General features: G+C 55.8%; 16 protein-coding genes, 1 tRNA gene and 2 pseudogenes. 4 read left to right on the top strand and 15 right to left on the bottom strand.

Annotated features, from left to right (window positions below; translation table 11 throughout):
* Positions 1-43: 43 nt before the first annotated feature.
* Positions 44-475 (top strand): DUF6896 domain-containing protein, encoded by a 432-nt coding sequence (locus ACYZT0_RS05795; protein WP_462045004.1) that lies wholly within the window; start codon positions 44-46, stop codon positions 473-475.
* A gap of 139 nt (positions 476-614) precedes the next feature.
* Here ACYZT0_RS05795 and ACYZT0_RS05790 read toward each other — a convergent pair whose 3' ends face one another.
* The 14 genes and pseudogenes from ACYZT0_RS05790 to ACYZT0_RS05725 all read right to left on the bottom strand — a co-directional run bounded on the left by ACYZT0_RS05790 (position 615) and on the right by ACYZT0_RS05725 (position 11,358).
* On the bottom strand, positions 615-827 hold the full coding sequence (locus ACYZT0_RS05790) for a hypothetical protein (protein WP_462045003.1): 213 nt from the start codon (positions 825-827) through the stop codon (positions 615-617).
* Positions 828-934: 107 nt separating this feature from the next.
* Positions 935-1,117, bottom strand: a complete 183-nt coding sequence (locus ACYZT0_RS05785) for a hypothetical protein (RefSeq protein WP_462045002.1) — start codon at positions 1,115-1,117, stop codon at positions 935-937.
* Between the two features lie 127 nt (positions 1,118-1,244).
* Positions 1,245-1,673 (bottom strand): glycine zipper domain-containing protein, encoded by a 429-nt coding sequence (locus ACYZT0_RS05780; RefSeq protein ID WP_462045001.1) that lies wholly within the window; start codon positions 1,671-1,673, stop codon positions 1,245-1,247.
* 183 nt (positions 1,674-1,856) lie between these two features.
* Entirely contained in the window at positions 1,857-2,228 is a 372-nt protein-coding gene (locus tag ACYZT0_RS05775) for a hypothetical protein (RefSeq protein WP_059404653.1), read from the bottom strand.
* A gap of 332 nt (positions 2,229-2,560) precedes the next feature.
* The gene (locus ACYZT0_RS05770; RefSeq protein WP_462045000.1) at positions 2,561-2,743 is read right to left on the bottom strand and encodes a hypothetical protein; all 183 of its coding nucleotides are present in this window, start codon (positions 2,741-2,743) and stop codon (positions 2,561-2,563) included.
* 144 nt (positions 2,744-2,887) lie between these two features.
* Positions 2,888-3,202, bottom strand: a pseudogene (locus ACYZT0_RS05765) (YbjQ family protein); the annotation flags it as partial.
* 27 nt (positions 3,203-3,229) lie between these two features.
* A pseudogene (locus ACYZT0_RS05760) lies at positions 3,230-4,510 on the bottom strand (serine hydrolase domain-containing protein).
* Positions 4,511-4,607: 97 nt separating this feature from the next.
* Positions 4,608-5,321, bottom strand: a complete 714-nt coding sequence (locus tag ACYZT0_RS05755) for a phosphocholine cytidylyltransferase family protein (RefSeq protein ID WP_462044999.1) — start codon at positions 5,319-5,321, stop codon at positions 4,608-4,610.
* A gap of 87 nt (positions 5,322-5,408) precedes the next feature.
* The gene (locus ACYZT0_RS05750; protein ID WP_462044998.1) at positions 5,409-5,996 is read right to left on the bottom strand and encodes a gamma-glutamyl-gamma-aminobutyrate hydrolase family protein; all 588 of its coding nucleotides are present in this window, start codon (positions 5,994-5,996) and stop codon (positions 5,409-5,411) included.
* Positions 5,993-8,308 (bottom strand): PEP-utilizing enzyme, encoded by a 2,316-nt coding sequence (locus ACYZT0_RS05745; protein ID WP_462044997.1) that lies wholly within the window; start codon positions 8,306-8,308, stop codon positions 5,993-5,995. The genes ACYZT0_RS05750 and ACYZT0_RS05745 overlap by 4 nt, the downstream gene beginning before the upstream one ends.
* Positions 8,309-8,313: 5 nt before the next feature.
* Positions 8,314-9,063 (bottom strand): class I SAM-dependent methyltransferase, encoded by a 750-nt coding sequence (locus ACYZT0_RS05740; RefSeq protein WP_462044996.1) that lies wholly within the window; start codon positions 9,061-9,063, stop codon positions 8,314-8,316.
* On the bottom strand, positions 9,060-9,608 hold the full coding sequence (locus ACYZT0_RS05735) for an adenylyl-sulfate kinase (RefSeq protein ID WP_462044995.1): 549 nt from the start codon (positions 9,606-9,608) through the stop codon (positions 9,060-9,062). Before ACYZT0_RS05735 ends, ACYZT0_RS05740 begins: the two co-directional genes overlap by 4 nt.
* A gap of 46 nt (positions 9,609-9,654) precedes the next feature.
* Entirely contained in the window at positions 9,655-10,845 is a 1,191-nt protein-coding gene (locus ACYZT0_RS05730; protein ID WP_462044994.1) for a hypothetical protein, read from the bottom strand.
* A 423-nt stretch (positions 10,846-11,268) separates the two neighbouring features.
* Positions 11,269-11,358, bottom strand: a tRNA-Ser gene (locus ACYZT0_RS05725).
* 308 nt (positions 11,359-11,666) lie between these two features.
* Between ACYZT0_RS05725 and ACYZT0_RS05720 the strand changes: the two genes are divergently transcribed.
* The 3 genes from ACYZT0_RS05720 (at position 11,667) to ACYZT0_RS05710 (ending at position 14,428) form a co-directional block, all read left to right on the top strand.
* Entirely contained in the window at positions 11,667-12,356 is a 690-nt protein-coding gene (locus ACYZT0_RS05720; protein WP_462044993.1) for a crotonase/enoyl-CoA hydratase family protein, read from the top strand.
* 214 nt (positions 12,357-12,570) lie between these two features.
* Positions 12,571-13,293 carry a 1-acylglycerol-3-phosphate O-acyltransferase gene (locus tag ACYZT0_RS05715; protein WP_462044992.1) on the top strand — a complete coding sequence of 241 codons (723 nt, stop codon included), beginning with the start codon at positions 12,571-12,573 and terminating at the stop codon, positions 13,291-13,293.
* Positions 13,294-13,456: 163 nt separating this feature from the next.
* Positions 13,457-14,428: a magnesium and cobalt transport protein CorA gene (locus tag ACYZT0_RS05710; protein WP_462044991.1), complete on the top strand. Its 972-nt coding sequence runs from the start codon at positions 13,457-13,459 to the stop codon at positions 14,426-14,428.
* 114 nt (positions 14,429-14,542) lie between these two features.
* Here ACYZT0_RS05710 and ACYZT0_RS05705 read toward each other — a convergent pair whose 3' ends face one another.
* Positions 14,543-15,265, bottom strand: a complete 723-nt coding sequence (locus tag ACYZT0_RS05705; protein WP_462044990.1) for an amidotransferase — start codon at positions 15,263-15,265, stop codon at positions 14,543-14,545.
* Positions 15,266-15,268: the final 3 nt, after the last annotated feature.

The following is a 15,268-nucleotide window of genomic DNA, read 5'->3' as shown; positions in this document are numbered from 1 at the left end:
CCGCAAGCAACGTTGGGCATGACAGACTGGAGCATCGAAGAAGATGAACTACAGGAACGAGAGTCTTGAGCAACTCATATTCGACTTTCTTTCGATGGTCGATAAAGCCACTTCTTTGCTCGAAGAAAAATTTGGCACTCGATGCATTTTAAGGCTGTGGCGCACCAATAAAATAGAGCGATGTGGAACCGTGGTTGGCGACGTAACCTATGAGTTACACGGAGTTGGCTGTGCTGTTTATTTTCCTGACCTCTGTATAGATTTTGACTACGGGCCTGAAGGCAGGACAGATGGGTTTGATGTTTGGAGACTTTATATTTTTGCTTGCGAACTGCCATTAAAATACAAAAAGTATACTGACAAAGCCGTTTTGGAGTCTGAGTTCAAACAATATGTCGCCATAGGCAAAGTTGAAAAAATGTCAAATTCTACAGGCGAGCTTTATTTCTTCAAGAACAATGTTACTTCTAATTAATTGACTAGATATTCGGGGTCCCGTGAAACAAACGCCCCTAGCATGAGGTGCTAGGGGACGTGTGTTTCAACCACCCAAACCACTCATACCAGCTTCCCCCGTCCCTCCTCCCGAACTCCCGCCACTCCAACTCATATGTTCAGCTCGGTTCGTTTGAGCAGTCATCACCGGCGATGTCCGGGTCTTCAGGGTCAGCTTCCACGTCCCCTCGCTTCACGTCATCAGATGGCAATTGCTCCACAGCAGTGTCGTCGTCAGGCGGACGTTGATCGCGACTCAGGGAATCGGTCGGTGAAGGCAATGGATATTCGGGGGTTTCGTCGATGTCGGAGTCTTTCGGATCAGCGTTCATAAAGCACCTCTCGAGGGGCCTGAAAAGCAGGCCCTGACATTTCGAGAATTGCGCCATGCATGCGTTCGATCAGAAAGACGATCGGTCGAGCCTGTCGCAAAGCAGGGTCAATCGTCGTCCTGGCCCTCTTCCTCGTCTTCGATATTTCCGACATCGCCCGCATCATCGGAATCGTTGAGCGGCACCGTTGCGTCATCCATCAGCGAGCCAGGGTCTTCGTTGCCGGGATCGTTAATGAACGGAAGCCCGCTCGGGCCTTTTTCTTCATTGCCTTCGGTTTCAGGAGTCATGGCATGCCTCACAACGTTCTGGGGTGTATGAAGTTCGAGGCGAGCTACGACCAAACGTTCCAGAATCCTACTACCACAAACGAAAAACCCGGCGCTGGGCCGGGTTTCTGGTGTAGCTGATGTCGAATCAGTGATGTTTGTTTTTATGCTTATTTTTTTGCTTATACTTGTGGCCGCTTCCGGAGTGCGAACTGCCGCCGTCGCTACCCAAGTTGTTGCCGACTGCCCCACCCGCCGCGCCGCCCAGCCCTGCGCCAATGGTCGAGCCGGTAGAACCGCCGAGGCTGTTGCCGATCACCGAGCCACCCGCCGACCCCAAACCACCACCAATCGCCGCTTCTGTGCGACTGCCCTTCTTCGCGCCGACCGCGCTACCTGCCGCGCCTCCCACACCGGCGCCAATCGCGGCACCTGTGCTGCCGCCCATTTGCTGGCCGACCACGTTACCTAGTGCACCGCCAATACCACCGCCAACTGCAGCGGTGCCGTCACCGGCTGCCATTGCACCTTGAGCGACCAAAAGTCCCAGAACCAACGTGGACAATGTCAAACGCATGATATGAACCTCTAAATTCCGTATCGGGGGTAAAAGAACGCGTCACGGATGGCGTGAGTCTAGCTTTTTCCCCACGTCAGCGCTGATCATTGGACAGCTGTAGACCCGAAGAGCGTGAAGTAGAAACATCCAGATACGAAAAGCCCGGCATCAAGCCGGGCGTTTTGAACTTATCGATCAGGATCAGTGACGCTTGTGACCTTTGGCCAGGTTGCTGCCCACGCCGCCGCCCAATGCGCCGCCCAAGCCTGCGCCGATGGTGGAACCGGTCTTGCCGCCCAGGCTGTTGCCGATCACCGAACCGCCGGCAGCGCCGACACCACCACCAATGGCTGCTTTAGTGCGGCTGCCTTTGCGTGCGGCAACAGCGCTGCCGGCCGCGCCCGCGACACCCGCACCAATCGCTGCACCGGTGCTGCCGCCCATACTCTGGCCGACCACATTACCCAGCGCGCCACCCAAACCACCACCGATCGCGGCAGTGCCGTCACCAGCAGCCATCGCACCTTGAGCAACCAAAAGCCCCAGAACCAGAGCAGGCAATGTTAAACGCATACAAGAACCTCAAAAAAGGGGGGGTAACCGAAAGGGGCGAGATTGAATACTTTAGAGGAGAAAAAGTCCAGACACGCACGGTTTCAACCTCGCTATAGGCGACGGTTGGACAGCGTTTATAGAAAAGGTTTTATGACAGGCAAAAAAAAGCCCGCTGGGGAACGGGCCAGGTACTGCTTTCTAACGGATGAGTTGAGCCTACGTAGGTAGGTGTGAAAAGCTTGTGAAAGAAATACCATCAGCTGGTTGTGTTGCCTGTAGTCCAAATCCCAAGAGCCAACCTCATGAAAATGAAAACCCCGCTCAATGGCGGGGGGCTGTACGGTTGATAATTACTTCCTGGTAGGCACCTTGGGCATAAACTTCGCCTTGGGCCCTCGGCGCACCGCAGCTTTCAATTTGTTGTTTTGGACCGTGTCTTCGCCAAAGCCTGACACATACTCCGTTTGGCCACACTGGACGCAATTGTTGATCGGAAACTCTGCCCCTTCCTCTTCGATATACGGATTAGCCATACCTTTCCCCTCTCAAAAGGGTCGACTCAAGCAAGCCCTGTTTGCCTAAAAAATATCGACCACTCAGGCTTTTGAGACTAGCCGGTCATTACTGGACTTGTGATTCAGATTGTTGCATGCCCGACGAACGGCCCCATCCTCACTCACCTCGACCGCCGTCCCGGTCACAAATACCACCACCATCCCGCCCTTCCCGGCTGGCATGCTGATCTCATAAACAAGCCCCACCACCGCATCAGCCTGAAGTGCCCGTGCCCGCTCCTTAAGCTCGTCGGTAGCCTGAATCCGTGCTTCCTTCAACGCCCGCTCCAATGTCTGAGAGCGCCCACCGAAGAAATCCCGCATCCCGGCGAACATATCGCGGATAACGTTGACACCCTGTACCGACTCGGCACTGACGATGTCCAGATAGGCGGTGATTTGTCGGCCTTCAATGGTGTGGGTTGTGGTGGTGATCATGGGTTTTCCTTCTTCATGAATAGTTTCTCAAGGCGAATTGGATAAATGCTGCGCCAATGCCTCAAACGCCGACAAGGTGACGGGGTCATTGGCCGAGTTACTGGCCACCGGATGCGACGCATAACGCACAATCACCATCTCAGCCTTCGGGTCGACATAGATTCGCTGCCCATGCACCCCACGCGCCATAAACGCCCCGCCCTCCTTGTTCGTCACCCACCACATCGATCGGTAACTCCACCCCTTCAACAAACCGTAACCGGCCTTGGCGAAGGCTGGTTTGTCGCCGCCGCGGCGAATGTCGTCCACCACCGCTTTGGGCACGATTTGCTGGCCATTTAACACGCCGTTATTGCGCAGCATTTCGCCAAACCGCGCCAGGTCCCGCAGGCCGGTGTTCAAACCGCCGCCAGCAAATGGCGTACCGATGGAGTCCACAGTGAAATAGGCATCCTGCTCGGCGCCCAAACGGCTCCAGATGCGCTCCGACAACAACTGCGCGACGGTTCGGCCACTGGCCCGGGCGATGATCCAGCCCAGTACGTCGGTGTTGACCGTTTTGTAGCTAAACGCGTCGCCGTGCTCGCCTTGCAGTTGAACCGTCTGCAAAAACTCGTAGTAACTTCGCGGACCGTTGTAATCCTTGGGCGTGGGCAAAGGGCTGCCGGCCTTGGCGTGGGCCCAGACCTCGGCGTTCGGGTCCGAATAGTCTTCGCTGTATTGAAGGCCCGTGGTCATATCGAGCACCTGACGCACCGTGGCACTGCCAAACGCTGATTTCGCCAACTCGGGAACGTACTCGGCGACAGGCTTGTTCGCATCGATTTGCCCTTCCGCCACCAACATGGCCCCTAACGTGCCGATCACGGACTTGGTCACCGACATCGCCGCGTGCTGGCCTTCAGGTTTCAGCACGCCAAAGTAACGCTCGTAGACAATCTTGCCCTTATGAAGCACCACAATGCCGTCGGTGTAAGTGGCGGCGAGGGATTGATCTCAGGTCATCGGGGCCTTAACGCCGAGCGGGGTGAAACGGATGGCATCAATGTCTTTGCGCAGCGCCAACTCCAAAGCAATCGGCGCACCCATACCGCGGGAGACGTTGGTCGTCGGCATTAATTGGCGGAGGTTCGAAACGCTCCAGCGCATGGCCGGGAACTGGAAGTAGCTGCCATCTTCAAAGCGAACAGTACGATCGACCGGTGGTGGCGAGCCAACCATCCAGCCGAGTTTGGCGGGATCGCTGGCGATGGCATCTGGAAAGATTGTGGGGGTGGCGGCGTTGGCGAGTGATGACATTAAGCACATCAACAGCGCGATGCGGTGGAATGGCATGGTGTCGATTCCGAAGGGTTCGGCAGTCTATAACAGGCGAGACGAAATTCGCCCGTCCCGAGTATCCCGATTATTGATACAAAAAGAGATCCTCGGCAGAGTCCACCTCTCCCCACTCTCCGGAGTACGCAACGGTTTGTATCGGAACCCGATCCGCCTCAATCACTTGCTGGAGGGTGTTGGTCATGTGCACGTTGTCACACTGCTGCGGGGTTAATGCCGAGCGAAGCCGAACGACTTCTGCCCACCCTTCAGGCGTGAAGCGCAGGAGCCCCATGTATTGGCCCTGAACATCGTCCACGGATTTCGGTTTGTTGCCGATTTCGGCCAAGGTGCCAGCCGCTGTCAGACGGAACGTTTCGGCATCCAGCAATGGATCGCCAAAACGCTGCGTCCAAAGCGCCAGCCAATTCGGGTCATAGGTGACCGCTAGGGAAGCTTCGCAGGTCATCAACGACTGAACCGCATCGGAGCTGTAGAAGATGTCGGAATAACTCACGATGCACGGTGCTTGCTGCAACCAGGCTGCAGCGCACGCCAATGACGACACCATGTTGGTATTCGCCCAGCGTGAATTATGGAATTCGACTAATCCTTCCTCTGCCAACAATTCGCGTTTGTAGCCAGTGACGATGGCTATCTCGCTAATGCCGGCGCCGCGCAGCGCCTCAAGTTGCCATGCCAGCAGTGCCTTGCCTCGCAATTCAACCATGCATTTCGGACGTTCATCAGTGAGGCTTTTCATGCGACTGCCACGTCCGGCAGCCAAAATAATGGCTTTCACAACAGTTTTACCTCATGACATTTCAAATGGAAGTCGTCTCGGCGAGTTAGGTCAGAGTCGAAGTCCGAATAGCCTGTTATAGCCGCTCTACTCACCAAATAACCGCTGCAATCGCTGTACGTCATGTGATGCAAAAACGTCCTCTCGCTCCGGGTGCCACATCCAGCCTTCCCAAGGCAGGCTGAGGTGGCGGACGGCTTCGATTTCCCCATCCTCGCTGCGCGCCAAGACGTCAAATTGCTCAGGACAACCGGTAAGCGCCAGACCGTGATAACTGTTTACCTCGGCAACAATCTGTCCTGACAACTGATGCCGGGTTCGCACATGACCTGTCACCGGTTTTAGTTCGCCACCAGACCAATGCGCGATCATCTGCATCCCCCGGCAAATACCGAGGACTGGCAAGCTGTGAGCCCGCGCATGGTCGAGCAATCTGCTTTCAGTCCGGTCGCGCGCCGAACATTGGCCGATGTCATTCCCGCCCGAAAGCACAATGGCCTGTGGCGAAAGTGTGTCTAGCCAGTCCTGCAGGACATCCTGCAAGCCGTTGGGGACTGGCACCGGCAAATAGCCTGCGGCCAGAAGGAAAGCGATCAGGCGCTGGTCGAGCGCATCACGGCTTTCGCCGCGTTCTGGAAACGCGTCTACACGCTGGCTGATGGCAACGACTTTCATGCAAGCATCTCCACCCAACGCCCAGGACAATTCAGGTGTAAGCGCTGAGCCGTCGACCAGCGACGATAGAGCACTTCACCGGCTCCGATAACCGCTGGCAAGCCCAGTTCGCCGGCGCGAATGGCCATGTGCGAATTGGCGCCGCCCCACGCGGTGATCAATCCGGCAATCGGGTAGGCAAACAACCAGTCAAACCCCGGGTCCGCGTTGGGAATGCAAACAATCGCCCCGGCGAGCTGGTCTCGGTCATCACTGCCCACCACGGGGGCTGTCACCTGTTTCTGGGTGATAAAGTTGGGGGCTGTTTCCGGCCATTCGAAGGACCAGACATCCTCAGGGCACGTAATCACCGGCGGGAGCGATACCTTGAGGGTCTCTTCGTAGCGGGCCTTGCCCTGTTCAATGCTGCGCAAAAGCACATCCTTGGGATCGACTGCCGCAATGTGCAGTTCCTTGAAAGCACTGATGTCGCAATAGGCGATGTCTTCGCGGCTAATGCCATGCTGGGCGCCCACTTCGGCAATCAATGCCAAGGCATCCGATAGATTGCGGGTGAAGTGGAACTTGGCCAATTCGCGCAGTTCGATCCCGGCTTGCATGAAGTCCAGCAAACCGACCGGATCCGGCTGCAAGCCGTGCTCTTCCAGTTGCTGCACGATGGCGCGCATCTGTGGAAGGGTCAGCGAAAAGGGTTTTACCGGCTCTGGAGCTTCTGGTCGCTGAGTCCAGTCGAAATAGAGTTCCGGCGCTTCATCGTAACGGGGCGACAGAATGTCGTAGGTGCCCGGGCGCAAGTGGCCGTAACGCGCGAGGAACGTTGCCTTGTCCAGGATTGCCCGGTCTCGCGCCAACTGACCGCTGACGGTCGAGACGCCACCCATGAAGCAGTCGTAGTCAGCCTGTGAGAACACGCCCACTGTCACCAGAGATTTGAGCATCTGCACCGCGACGAAACCGGCACGCGCCAGACCGGCAAATGGCAGGGTACCGTAGCGCTTGGCATCCTCCAGCAACCAGTAAATCCGCTCCAATGGGTCCGCGTTGGAGGCCAGTAACGCTTCGCGTCGTGCATTGAGGATGTCGAGTTTATTGGCATCGGCACGCCACAAGCCGTCCTTGGGATGAACGATACGGTTGGTCAGCTTGCGCAAACTGCTGCTGATGGCTTCCAATTCATGCTCCAGGAAACCGGCACTGGCCAAACGCTCCAGCCGCTGCGATAAGTCTAGTGTGTAGCACGAGAATACGATCTCGAACTCGACCTTATCGTGCAGCGTCGGTTCTGCCAGCAGCCGATCAATGTAGTGATCGACCAGCCGCCCGGCCAGCCCCTCATTGAGGTCTGCCGGAATGAAAGAGTTAAACGACAAGCGCACATCGATGTACGGCAACCCGAAGAAGTGCGGCATCAGCGGGAAGCTGCGCAAGTTGCGGTAGCCATAGTTATGGCGCTGGTAGGCCCAGATGGAGTCCGTCACCAAATCCCGGTAAAGCGACAGCGCGAGCGGTTTAGGACGGATGCCGATAATCTCGGCCGGATTCCAGTCCGGCATCACGCCATAGACCGTACGCTGGCCCATCAGGAATGGGTGCGGCTGCATGCCCCGCGCGACCTTGCGCTGAATACTGTCCAGCCGAGCGGCCTGGTCTGTTTCGGACTCTGCAGGGGTTGGCAAAATCAGCGGCCGGGCTTGTAACAGCCACAGCACCTCGTCCTCTGCTTCGCGCGTGACCGCGAACTCGCAATCGACCGGTGCGCCATCGAACAACGCCACCAACTCTTCGAGCAAGGCAACAATCGGGGCGAGACATGGCGGGGGCGGCACTTCGCTGCGTGCCGCCTGCTGCCACAATCGACCACCCATGCCGCTGGTGACTGAGGCGGTGTCACTGCCTTCGGACCAGTTCACCACCCGATACGGCGCACAGGTATTCGGGTCGTGGGAAAAGGCGACGCCGGAACGAAGTACATTTCCCAGCATCGGCTGAATCAGGACCTCGTCGGCCGGGTGTGCATCACCATAACTAGCGATCACCTGTTCAATCGCCGATTCCAATGCTGCTTCGTTGACATCCGGGATCGACAGAAACGCTCCCGCGCAGGACGCTTGGGCACTATCTTCACGCAGACAGCTGGAACGCACGATCCACGGCCCGTCACCTAATCGCCCGCGGACGGCACGAAAACAGGCGTGCCGCCCCGTCTGCCATTCCCTCACGGTGAACGACAGCAAGGGCGCAATGCGGGCCGACCTGAGTCGTTCCTGAAGGCCGATCAATGTGCCGGCCTTGGTCGAGAAATGCAGCGACATCGGCATTATCTCAACTGAGCAACCCAGATATTGGTCGAGTACGGAATCTGGATCGAGGCCGTATCAAGGCTTCTCAGGTAGTCATCGATGGCGCTGATCACTTCATGGAATTTGACGCCCGCTTGACGCTCCAGCGTCGCGTGGGAGCGCCAGGCTTCCAGACACTCTTCGATGGTTTGTTCGTGAATAACCCGCGCATCAAGGTGAACAACCGGGCCGAACAGCGCGCTGGCGTCGATGACGGCGGTTTGATCTTCACGACGAGTACCGTAGCCATAGCCCTGTACCCGCTCTTTGATGATGGCTTCGATCCGGGCCTGGATAGGATCATCAAGATGACGATGATTCCACATGCAGGCGAACCAGCCTCGAGGCTTGAGAATGCGCGCGGTTTCCTTGAGTGCCTGCTGGCGGTCGCAGACATTGAAGGAACTGCCAAAGGTGACCATGTCGAACGCGTCGCAAGTTTGCCCGGTGACTTCGCCGGTACCTTCATGCCAACGAACATTGGTCAGGTCGACGGTACGCTTGATGCCATTGGCACGCATCGCATCATTCGGTTCCACGGCCACAACATCCAGGCCACGAGTCGCCAGCATCAAGGTCAGGTGAGCAACGCCTGCGCCAACATCGCAAAACTTATCGCCTTGCTCGGCACCGGCAATTGAGAGCATCGCATCGATTGCGGCATCGGCGTAGTCAGGACGTTTCAAATAAGCGTCAGCCAGGGTGGAGTAATCCCATTCGGTTTTCATACCAACTTCCTTTTAAAAAAATGGTGGAGCAAGTTATCGGTCAACGTTTGTAGAGAGCGGTGTGGATCGAACACCACTACCCAATCTGCCGCGTCCGGTTCATCGATCGATAAATCGAGCCCCGCGACATTGTTCAACTCGCCGGCATCGAACCGGCGATATATTCCCTTGGGATCCCGGCGACGCAGTTCTTCCACCGGCACCTTCAAATAAACCTCGAAATAACCCGGCAAGTGGGCACGGTTCCAGGCATGGACTTCGCGAAACAGCGAAATCGTGGCGATCACTACCGTGTGTCCCTGCGCCGCAATCACCCTGCACAGATGGGCGTATTGCATGGCCAGCGCCAATCGCCCTTCACGCCCATGGTTTTGCGAGTTGGCAGCTGCTGCACCAAAGACATCGCGCAGTTCATCCCCGTCCAGCATGACAACCGAGTGGCGATGGCTTCGAAGCCCGGCCACGAACGCCTTGGCCAATGTTGATTTGCCCGCGCCCGACAGACCGGTTATCCACACTACTTGCCCGGCAACGTCACCTTTCATATCGACCTGACTCATATGCAGTTTAGAAACGCTAGTGACCTAATATTTATGAAGGCTGCAGCGCGCTTCTTTGATCTTCGATCTCGCTGGCTTTTCCAGAAGAGTCGATCACACAGTAGCGAAAATCAGATTCTTGCTTTTTCTGAACCAGATCCAGGAACACCTCATCCGGGTGATGCCGTTCGCCGTACTCTGACGCGTAAAACTTCTTATAAATAGAATAACTTTGCTCGGGGGCCAGCAATTCAAGCCCAAGCACGAGGTCTTTTAGCTCAGCGCCATTTTTAGCAATGGGCAGCAAACTGTCCATTTGTCCCAGCCAGGCCATAACGACGGGGTGGCTGTTATTGGTTTCCGGAACATAATAAATGGGCAGTTTGCAAGTATTCAGCATAAAGGAAACACCACCACTTGAGGCATCGGTGATGAGGGTGTCACATTGCTGATAGAATTCTTTGCTGCTTCCTTTAGTCGTATCGATTGTGATCCATTGATACTGAGAAAGCTTTTCACACATTTCCTTTACATACGGACGTGCGAAATCAGTCATGTAAGGGCGCAAGATAAACGTCGCATGCGGAACCTGGGACTTGACTGTATTAACCACCACTTCCATATTTTCATACAGGGAAGCGCCGCTCGGGCATATGCCTACCTGGGTTGGCAGAAGACCCACGACATACTTCCCGGAAGTCCGCTGGATGTCAGGAGCAGATTTGAAAGGTTCAGATATCTTGACTGGCAGCACTGATATTAAATTAGTTTTCCGAAGGTCCGAGCGCAATGTATTTCTTACCGATGAGATGCGTGACGCGTTCCTTTCGCGCCTATATAGCTGCAGACCAGATTTGATCAAGTCTGAAAGCGATTTAGAAGAGGAAACAACTGCATCCCAATACGATATCAATTCAGAAAAATAGTATCGATCCTTGACGGGCATACCGACATTGCCATGCGCAATAAAAATGCCAAAATTTGAATCATCCAGCATCCGCCCAACCCAGGCATCATTTGAGATAACGACTTGCGATTTTATCGCCACGACAACGTCTAGCCCAACTTCTTCAACTGGATAATTCAGTAACTGCTCGGCGTCGAGCTTGCTTATACCCGTGCTCGCTGTTTGAAGTACGACACAATTATATTGATCGCGAAGGGCATTAAGCGCGGGCAGCAAGTATTCAAGATAGGTTTTTCCGCCATCTTTGACGTTACTAATCAAGTAAACGATTTTCATAAATTACAGGTGCACCTTCAAAGCTATCCCAGGCTAGCCAGGTTTAGGCCAAGTAAACGCACAGAAAAGGGAGAAGCATTTGATCCATCACAAGCGCAATCCCTTTAGCACGTGTACATCCTTGTTGTGAGGCAAATCAGACTGGTTTAAAAATCAATAACAGGCCTTGGCCCTGAACGTAAAAAACCGCGTTAATGTACCACACGATGGCAAATTGACATCCTGCCGGACGGCAAATATTTTCGCCTTTTACGGCTCTAGTGTTTCGTCTAGCCAGAAATTTTTTTTATGCCTGCAGGGCCATTGCCCCCTTGCAGGCACGTAGTTTCACAAATAGGGCGAGGGAAGCAGAGGGAGGGGGGGGAAATTAGAAACCGCAGAATGCAAAAAGGCCCCATAAGATGGGGCCTTTCAGTACAAATGTGGCGGTGAAGGAGAGATTCGAACTCTCGATACAATTTCTTGTATACACACTTTCCAGGCGTGCTCCTTAAGCCACTCGGACACTTCACCGTATCTCTTCAAACATGTTCTGTCTGTCGAGGCGCGCTAATGTAGTCGAAAGCTTTTCCGATGGCAAATATTTTTTTGAGAATTTTCATGCGGTTAGCGATTTAGTCGTTCCGGTGAGGTCCGGGCCATGGCAAACCGGCCAATCTCCGGCGTCGCGCCCCGCTTCTATATAGAGGGGAATGCGCGGCTGGCGTGGCGGGCGATGCTCGCCGAGCGGGAAAAGGATGACTGGTTGGTCAGTCACGGCGCTTTACCTGGCCTACGGCGGTGGGTAACGTCTGCCCTACTTTATTCAAAGGAATAGCGTCATGAGTGAGTTGATTTCCTACCATCTCGAAGACGGTATCGCGACCCTGACCTTGAGCAATGGCAAGGTCAATGCCATCTCCCCGGACGTGATTGCTGCGTTTAACGCTGCGCTGGATCAGGCGGTGACTGATCGTGCGGTGGTGATCATTACCGGTACGCCCGGGATTCTGTCGGGCGGTTATGACTTAAAGGTGATGACCTCCGGCCCTAAAGAGGCCGTTGCGCTCGTGACTGCCGGTTCGACGCTGGCTCGTCGTCTGTTGTCGCACCCGTTCCCGGTGATCGTGGCGTGCCCTGGGCATGCGGTGGCCAAGGGCGCGTTCCTGCTGTTGTCGGTGGATTACCGCATTGGTGTCGACGGCCCGTTCAGCATTGGTTTGAACGAAGTGCAGATCGGCATGACCATGCACCACGCCGGTATCGAGCTGGCCCGTGATCGCCTGCGCAAGTCGGCGTTCCACCGCTCCGTCATCAACGCTGAGATGTTTAATCCGCAGAGCGCCGTGGATGCCGGTTTCCTCGATCTGGTGGTGTCGGCCGAAGAGTTGCAGGGCGCGGCGCTGGCGGCGGCTCGTCAGCTGAAGAAGATCAACATGACGGCTCACAAAAACACCAAGTTGAAAGTGCGCAAAGCGCTGCTGGAGACGCTGGACAACGCGATCATCCAGGATCAGGAGCCTTTGGTTTAAGCCTATATCTGGAAAACCGAAAAGCCCGACCGTCGTGTCGGGCTTTTTCTTACGCACCCTGTTGAAAAGCCTAAAACCGCTCTAGGTCGCGTCTGACTCATAAGTCGGAAACATGCGCTCAAACATCGCCTATCTCCCACCTCTATAGCGGCAATTGCCGAAAACAGTGCACATCCGTACACTGCGCCACCTTTTGTCCCGGTGGGGCCTGTAAATGCTCTTTGTGTTTCGTATGTTATTGATGGGCCTGCACTTTATTCTGGCCGGTGTGCTCGGGGTGATTCTCGGTCTGTGCCGACCGTTCAATCCGGACAACAGCCGTTTGTGCGCGCGTCTTTATGCATGGCCGGCGATGTGCATTTTGCGTCTGCGGGTGAAGGCCGAAGTCGGACCGTTGATGGATAAACCCGACAGCTGCGTGATCATCGCCAACCACCAGTCCAACTACGATCTGTTTGTGTTCGGCAACGTGGTACCCCGCCGCACCGTGTGTATCGGCAAGAAGAGTCTGAAGTGGGTACCGCTGTTTGGTCAGTTGTTCTGGCTGGCAGGCAACGTGCTGATCGATCGCGGCAATGCGCAGAAAGCGCGCCAGTCGATGTTGACCACGACCCACACGCTGCAGAATCAAGACACCTCGATCTGGGTCTTCCCGGAAGGCACGCGCAACCTGGGCGAAGAGTTGCTGCCGTTCAAGAAAGGCGCCTTTCAAATGGCCATTGCCGCCGGGGTGCCGATCGTTCCGGTGTGTGTCAGCAGTTACGTTAAACACATGCGATTGAACCGCTGGCGCAGTGGGAAGATTCTGATCCGCTCGCTACCGGCGATTCCTACGGCAGGATTGAGCCTGGATGACATGCCGCTGCTGATTGCCCAGTGCCGCGAACAGATGCGCGAGTGCATCGCGTCAATGGATCGGCAACTGCAAGCCGCGTAAAAGAAACCCGCCCAGTGCGGGTTTTCTTTTGCCTGCGAACTCTGCAGACTTTGCTGACTCTCAAGCAGCAGACAGGGCTAAGCTGAGCACAGCCTGGCACCTCCATTCTTTACCAATAGAAAGCTGCCAATAAACAGCTGCCACTAAGAAGTGAACCACCATCATGGGTAGAGTTGTTGCGGCGGCGGTGTACAGCGCCGGTAAAAAAGTCACCAATATCACCCTCGACGAAGGCGCTGCCTGGGCGGCCAAGCCTGACCACTTTGTGTGGATCGGCATGGAAGAGCCGAACGCGCAGGAGCTGGCCAACCTGCAACGCCAGTTCAACCTGCACGAACTGGCTATCGAAGACGCCCTGGAAAAACACAGTCGACCGAAGCTGGAAACCTTCGGCGATGCGCTGTTTATCGTCACGTATTCGCCGATCCGGCATGAAGGCAAACTGCAGTTCATCGAGACTCATATCTTTGCCGGCAACGGTTACATCATTACCGCACGCAACGGCCACTCGGCGTCCTACGCTCATGTCCGACAGCGTTGTGAGGCGCGACCGCTGTTGCTCGAACATGGGGAGGATTTCGTTCTTTATGCCCTCCTCGACTTCGTGATCGAAAACTACCAGCCGGTGGGCGAAGCGATCCATGCCGAGATCGATGCGCTAGAGATCAACGTGCTGTGTAGCCACCTGAATGAACACGACATCCAGAAGCTCCACAGCTTGCGCCGCGATGTAGTGCGTTTGCGCCGGTATGCGGCGCCGATGGTGGAGATCAGTGAGGAACTGCAGAAACTGAACTTCCCGTTCATCGACAAGAACATGCGGCCGTACTTTCGCGATGTGCAGATTCACGTGACGCGGCAGATGGAAGACCTGACGACCCTGGCCGATATTGCCAGCCAGACCATCGAGGTCGGGGTGTTGCTGGAGGCGTCACGCCAGAGCGTGGTGCAGCGCAAGTTTGCGGCGTGGGCGGCGATTCTGGCGTTCCCGACGGCGGTGGCGGGGATATACGGGATGAACTTCCAGAACATGCCGGAATTGACGTGGCATTACGGGTATTTCTCGGTGCTGGGGTTTATTGCGGTCGGGTGTGTGGGTTTGTGGGCGAGCTTCAAGAAGTCGGGTTGGCTGTAGCAATTACCGCGGCGTCTGTGAGATTCGCGGGCAAGTCGGACCGCCGCACCGCTCGCTCCTACAGGATTGCGGTGATCTGTAGGAGCGAGGCTTGCCCGCGAAGCTTTTCAAGGTTTAAACAGATTCTGGCTTGTGCGCCACAAACCGCATCATCCACTCGGCAACGGTAGTGCCGTGGTGCTCGTGCTCAAGGCTCGCCATACCTTTCGAATAAATCTGCTCGCCTAGCGCTTGCTGACGAATATCCAACAGCGCGCGCGAGTAATCGTGAATGAATTCCGGATGCCCCTGGAAGCACAGCACCTGATCGTTGATGTGGTACGCGGCAAACGGGCAGAAATCGCTGGAAGCGATGACCGTGGCGTTTTCCGGGAGCGCGGTGACCTGATCCTGGTGGCTGATCAACAAGGTCAGCTCTTCCCTCACCGGGCTCATCCATGGTGCCTTGGCGGCGAGTTTGTAGTTGTGGGTGCCGACGCCCCAGCCTTGGGTCGCACGTTCGCTCTTGCCGCCCAGCAGCAGCGCCAACAGTTGATGGCCGAAGCACACGCCCAACAGTTTGTCGCCGCGCTCGTAGCGGGTCAGCAGGTAAGTCCTGAGGGTTTCAATCCACGGGTCGGTGCCGAAGGAATCGGCCTTGCTGCCGGTGACCAGGTAGGCGTCGAACGTCAGCTCTTCGCCGGGATACTCACCCTGCATCACGTTGTAGACGGTGAAGTCGGCAGCGATGGGTTGCTGCGAAAACAGACGCTGGAACATCTGCCCGTAACCCTGATATTGATCGACCAGCTCCGGACGCAGGATGTCGGTTTCCAGAATGCAGATGCGTAACGACATAAA

The sequence above is a fragment of the Pseudomonas sp. ZS1P83 genome (genome assembly GCF_054897825.1).
This window is presented reverse-complemented; position numbering and strand designations above follow the sequence as displayed.

Excerpts from the sequence above, each read along its gene's own strand:
- ACYZT0_RS05785 (WP_462045002.1), bottom strand. The coding sequence starts at position 1,117 with ATGACTCCTGAAACCGAAGGCAATGAAGAAAAAGGCCCGAGCGGGCTT.
- ACYZT0_RS05720 (WP_462044993.1), top strand. The coding sequence starts at position 11,667 with ATGAGTGAGTTGATTTCCTACCATCTCGAAGACGGTATCGCGACCCTG.
- ACYZT0_RS05705 (WP_462044990.1), bottom strand. The coding sequence starts at position 15,265 with ATGTCGTTACGCATCTGCATTCTGGAAACCGACATCCTGCGTCCGGAG.
- ACYZT0_RS05745 (WP_462044997.1), bottom strand. The coding sequence starts at position 8,308 with ATGTCGCTGCATTTCTCGACCAAGGCCGGCACATTGATCGGCCTTCAG.
- ACYZT0_RS05740 (WP_462044996.1), bottom strand. The coding sequence starts at position 9,063 with ATGAAAACCGAATGGGATTACTCCACCCTGGCTGACGCTTATTTGAAA.
- ACYZT0_RS05780 (WP_462045001.1), bottom strand. The coding sequence starts at position 1,673 with ATGCGTTTGACATTGTCCACGTTGGTTCTGGGACTTTTGGTCGCTCAA.
- ACYZT0_RS05750 (WP_462044998.1), bottom strand. The coding sequence starts at position 5,996 with ATGAAAGTCGTTGCCATCAGCCAGCGTGTAGACGCGTTTCCAGAACGC.
- ACYZT0_RS05730 (WP_462044994.1), bottom strand. The coding sequence starts at position 10,845 with ATGAAAATCGTTTACTTGATTAGTAACGTCAAAGATGGCGGAAAAACC.
- ACYZT0_RS05710 (WP_462044991.1), top strand. The coding sequence starts at position 13,457 with ATGGGTAGAGTTGTTGCGGCGGCGGTGTACAGCGCCGGTAAAAAAGTC.
- ACYZT0_RS05770 (WP_462045000.1), bottom strand. The coding sequence starts at position 2,743 with ATGGCTAATCCGTATATCGAAGAGGAAGGGGCAGAGTTTCCGATCAAC.
- ACYZT0_RS05735 (WP_462044995.1), bottom strand. The coding sequence starts at position 9,608 with ATGAAAGGTGACGTTGCCGGGCAAGTAGTGTGGATAACCGGTCTGTCG.
- ACYZT0_RS05715 (WP_462044992.1), top strand. The coding sequence starts at position 12,571 with ATGCTCTTTGTGTTTCGTATGTTATTGATGGGCCTGCACTTTATTCTG.
- ACYZT0_RS05790 (WP_462045003.1), bottom strand. The coding sequence starts at position 827 with ATGAACGCTGATCCGAAAGACTCCGACATCGACGAAACCCCCGAATAT.
- ACYZT0_RS05775 (WP_059404653.1), bottom strand. The coding sequence starts at position 2,228 with ATGCGTTTAACATTGCCTGCTCTGGTTCTGGGGCTTTTGGTTGCTCAA.
- ACYZT0_RS05795 (WP_462045004.1), top strand. The coding sequence starts at position 44 with ATGAACTACAGGAACGAGAGTCTTGAGCAACTCATATTCGACTTTCTT.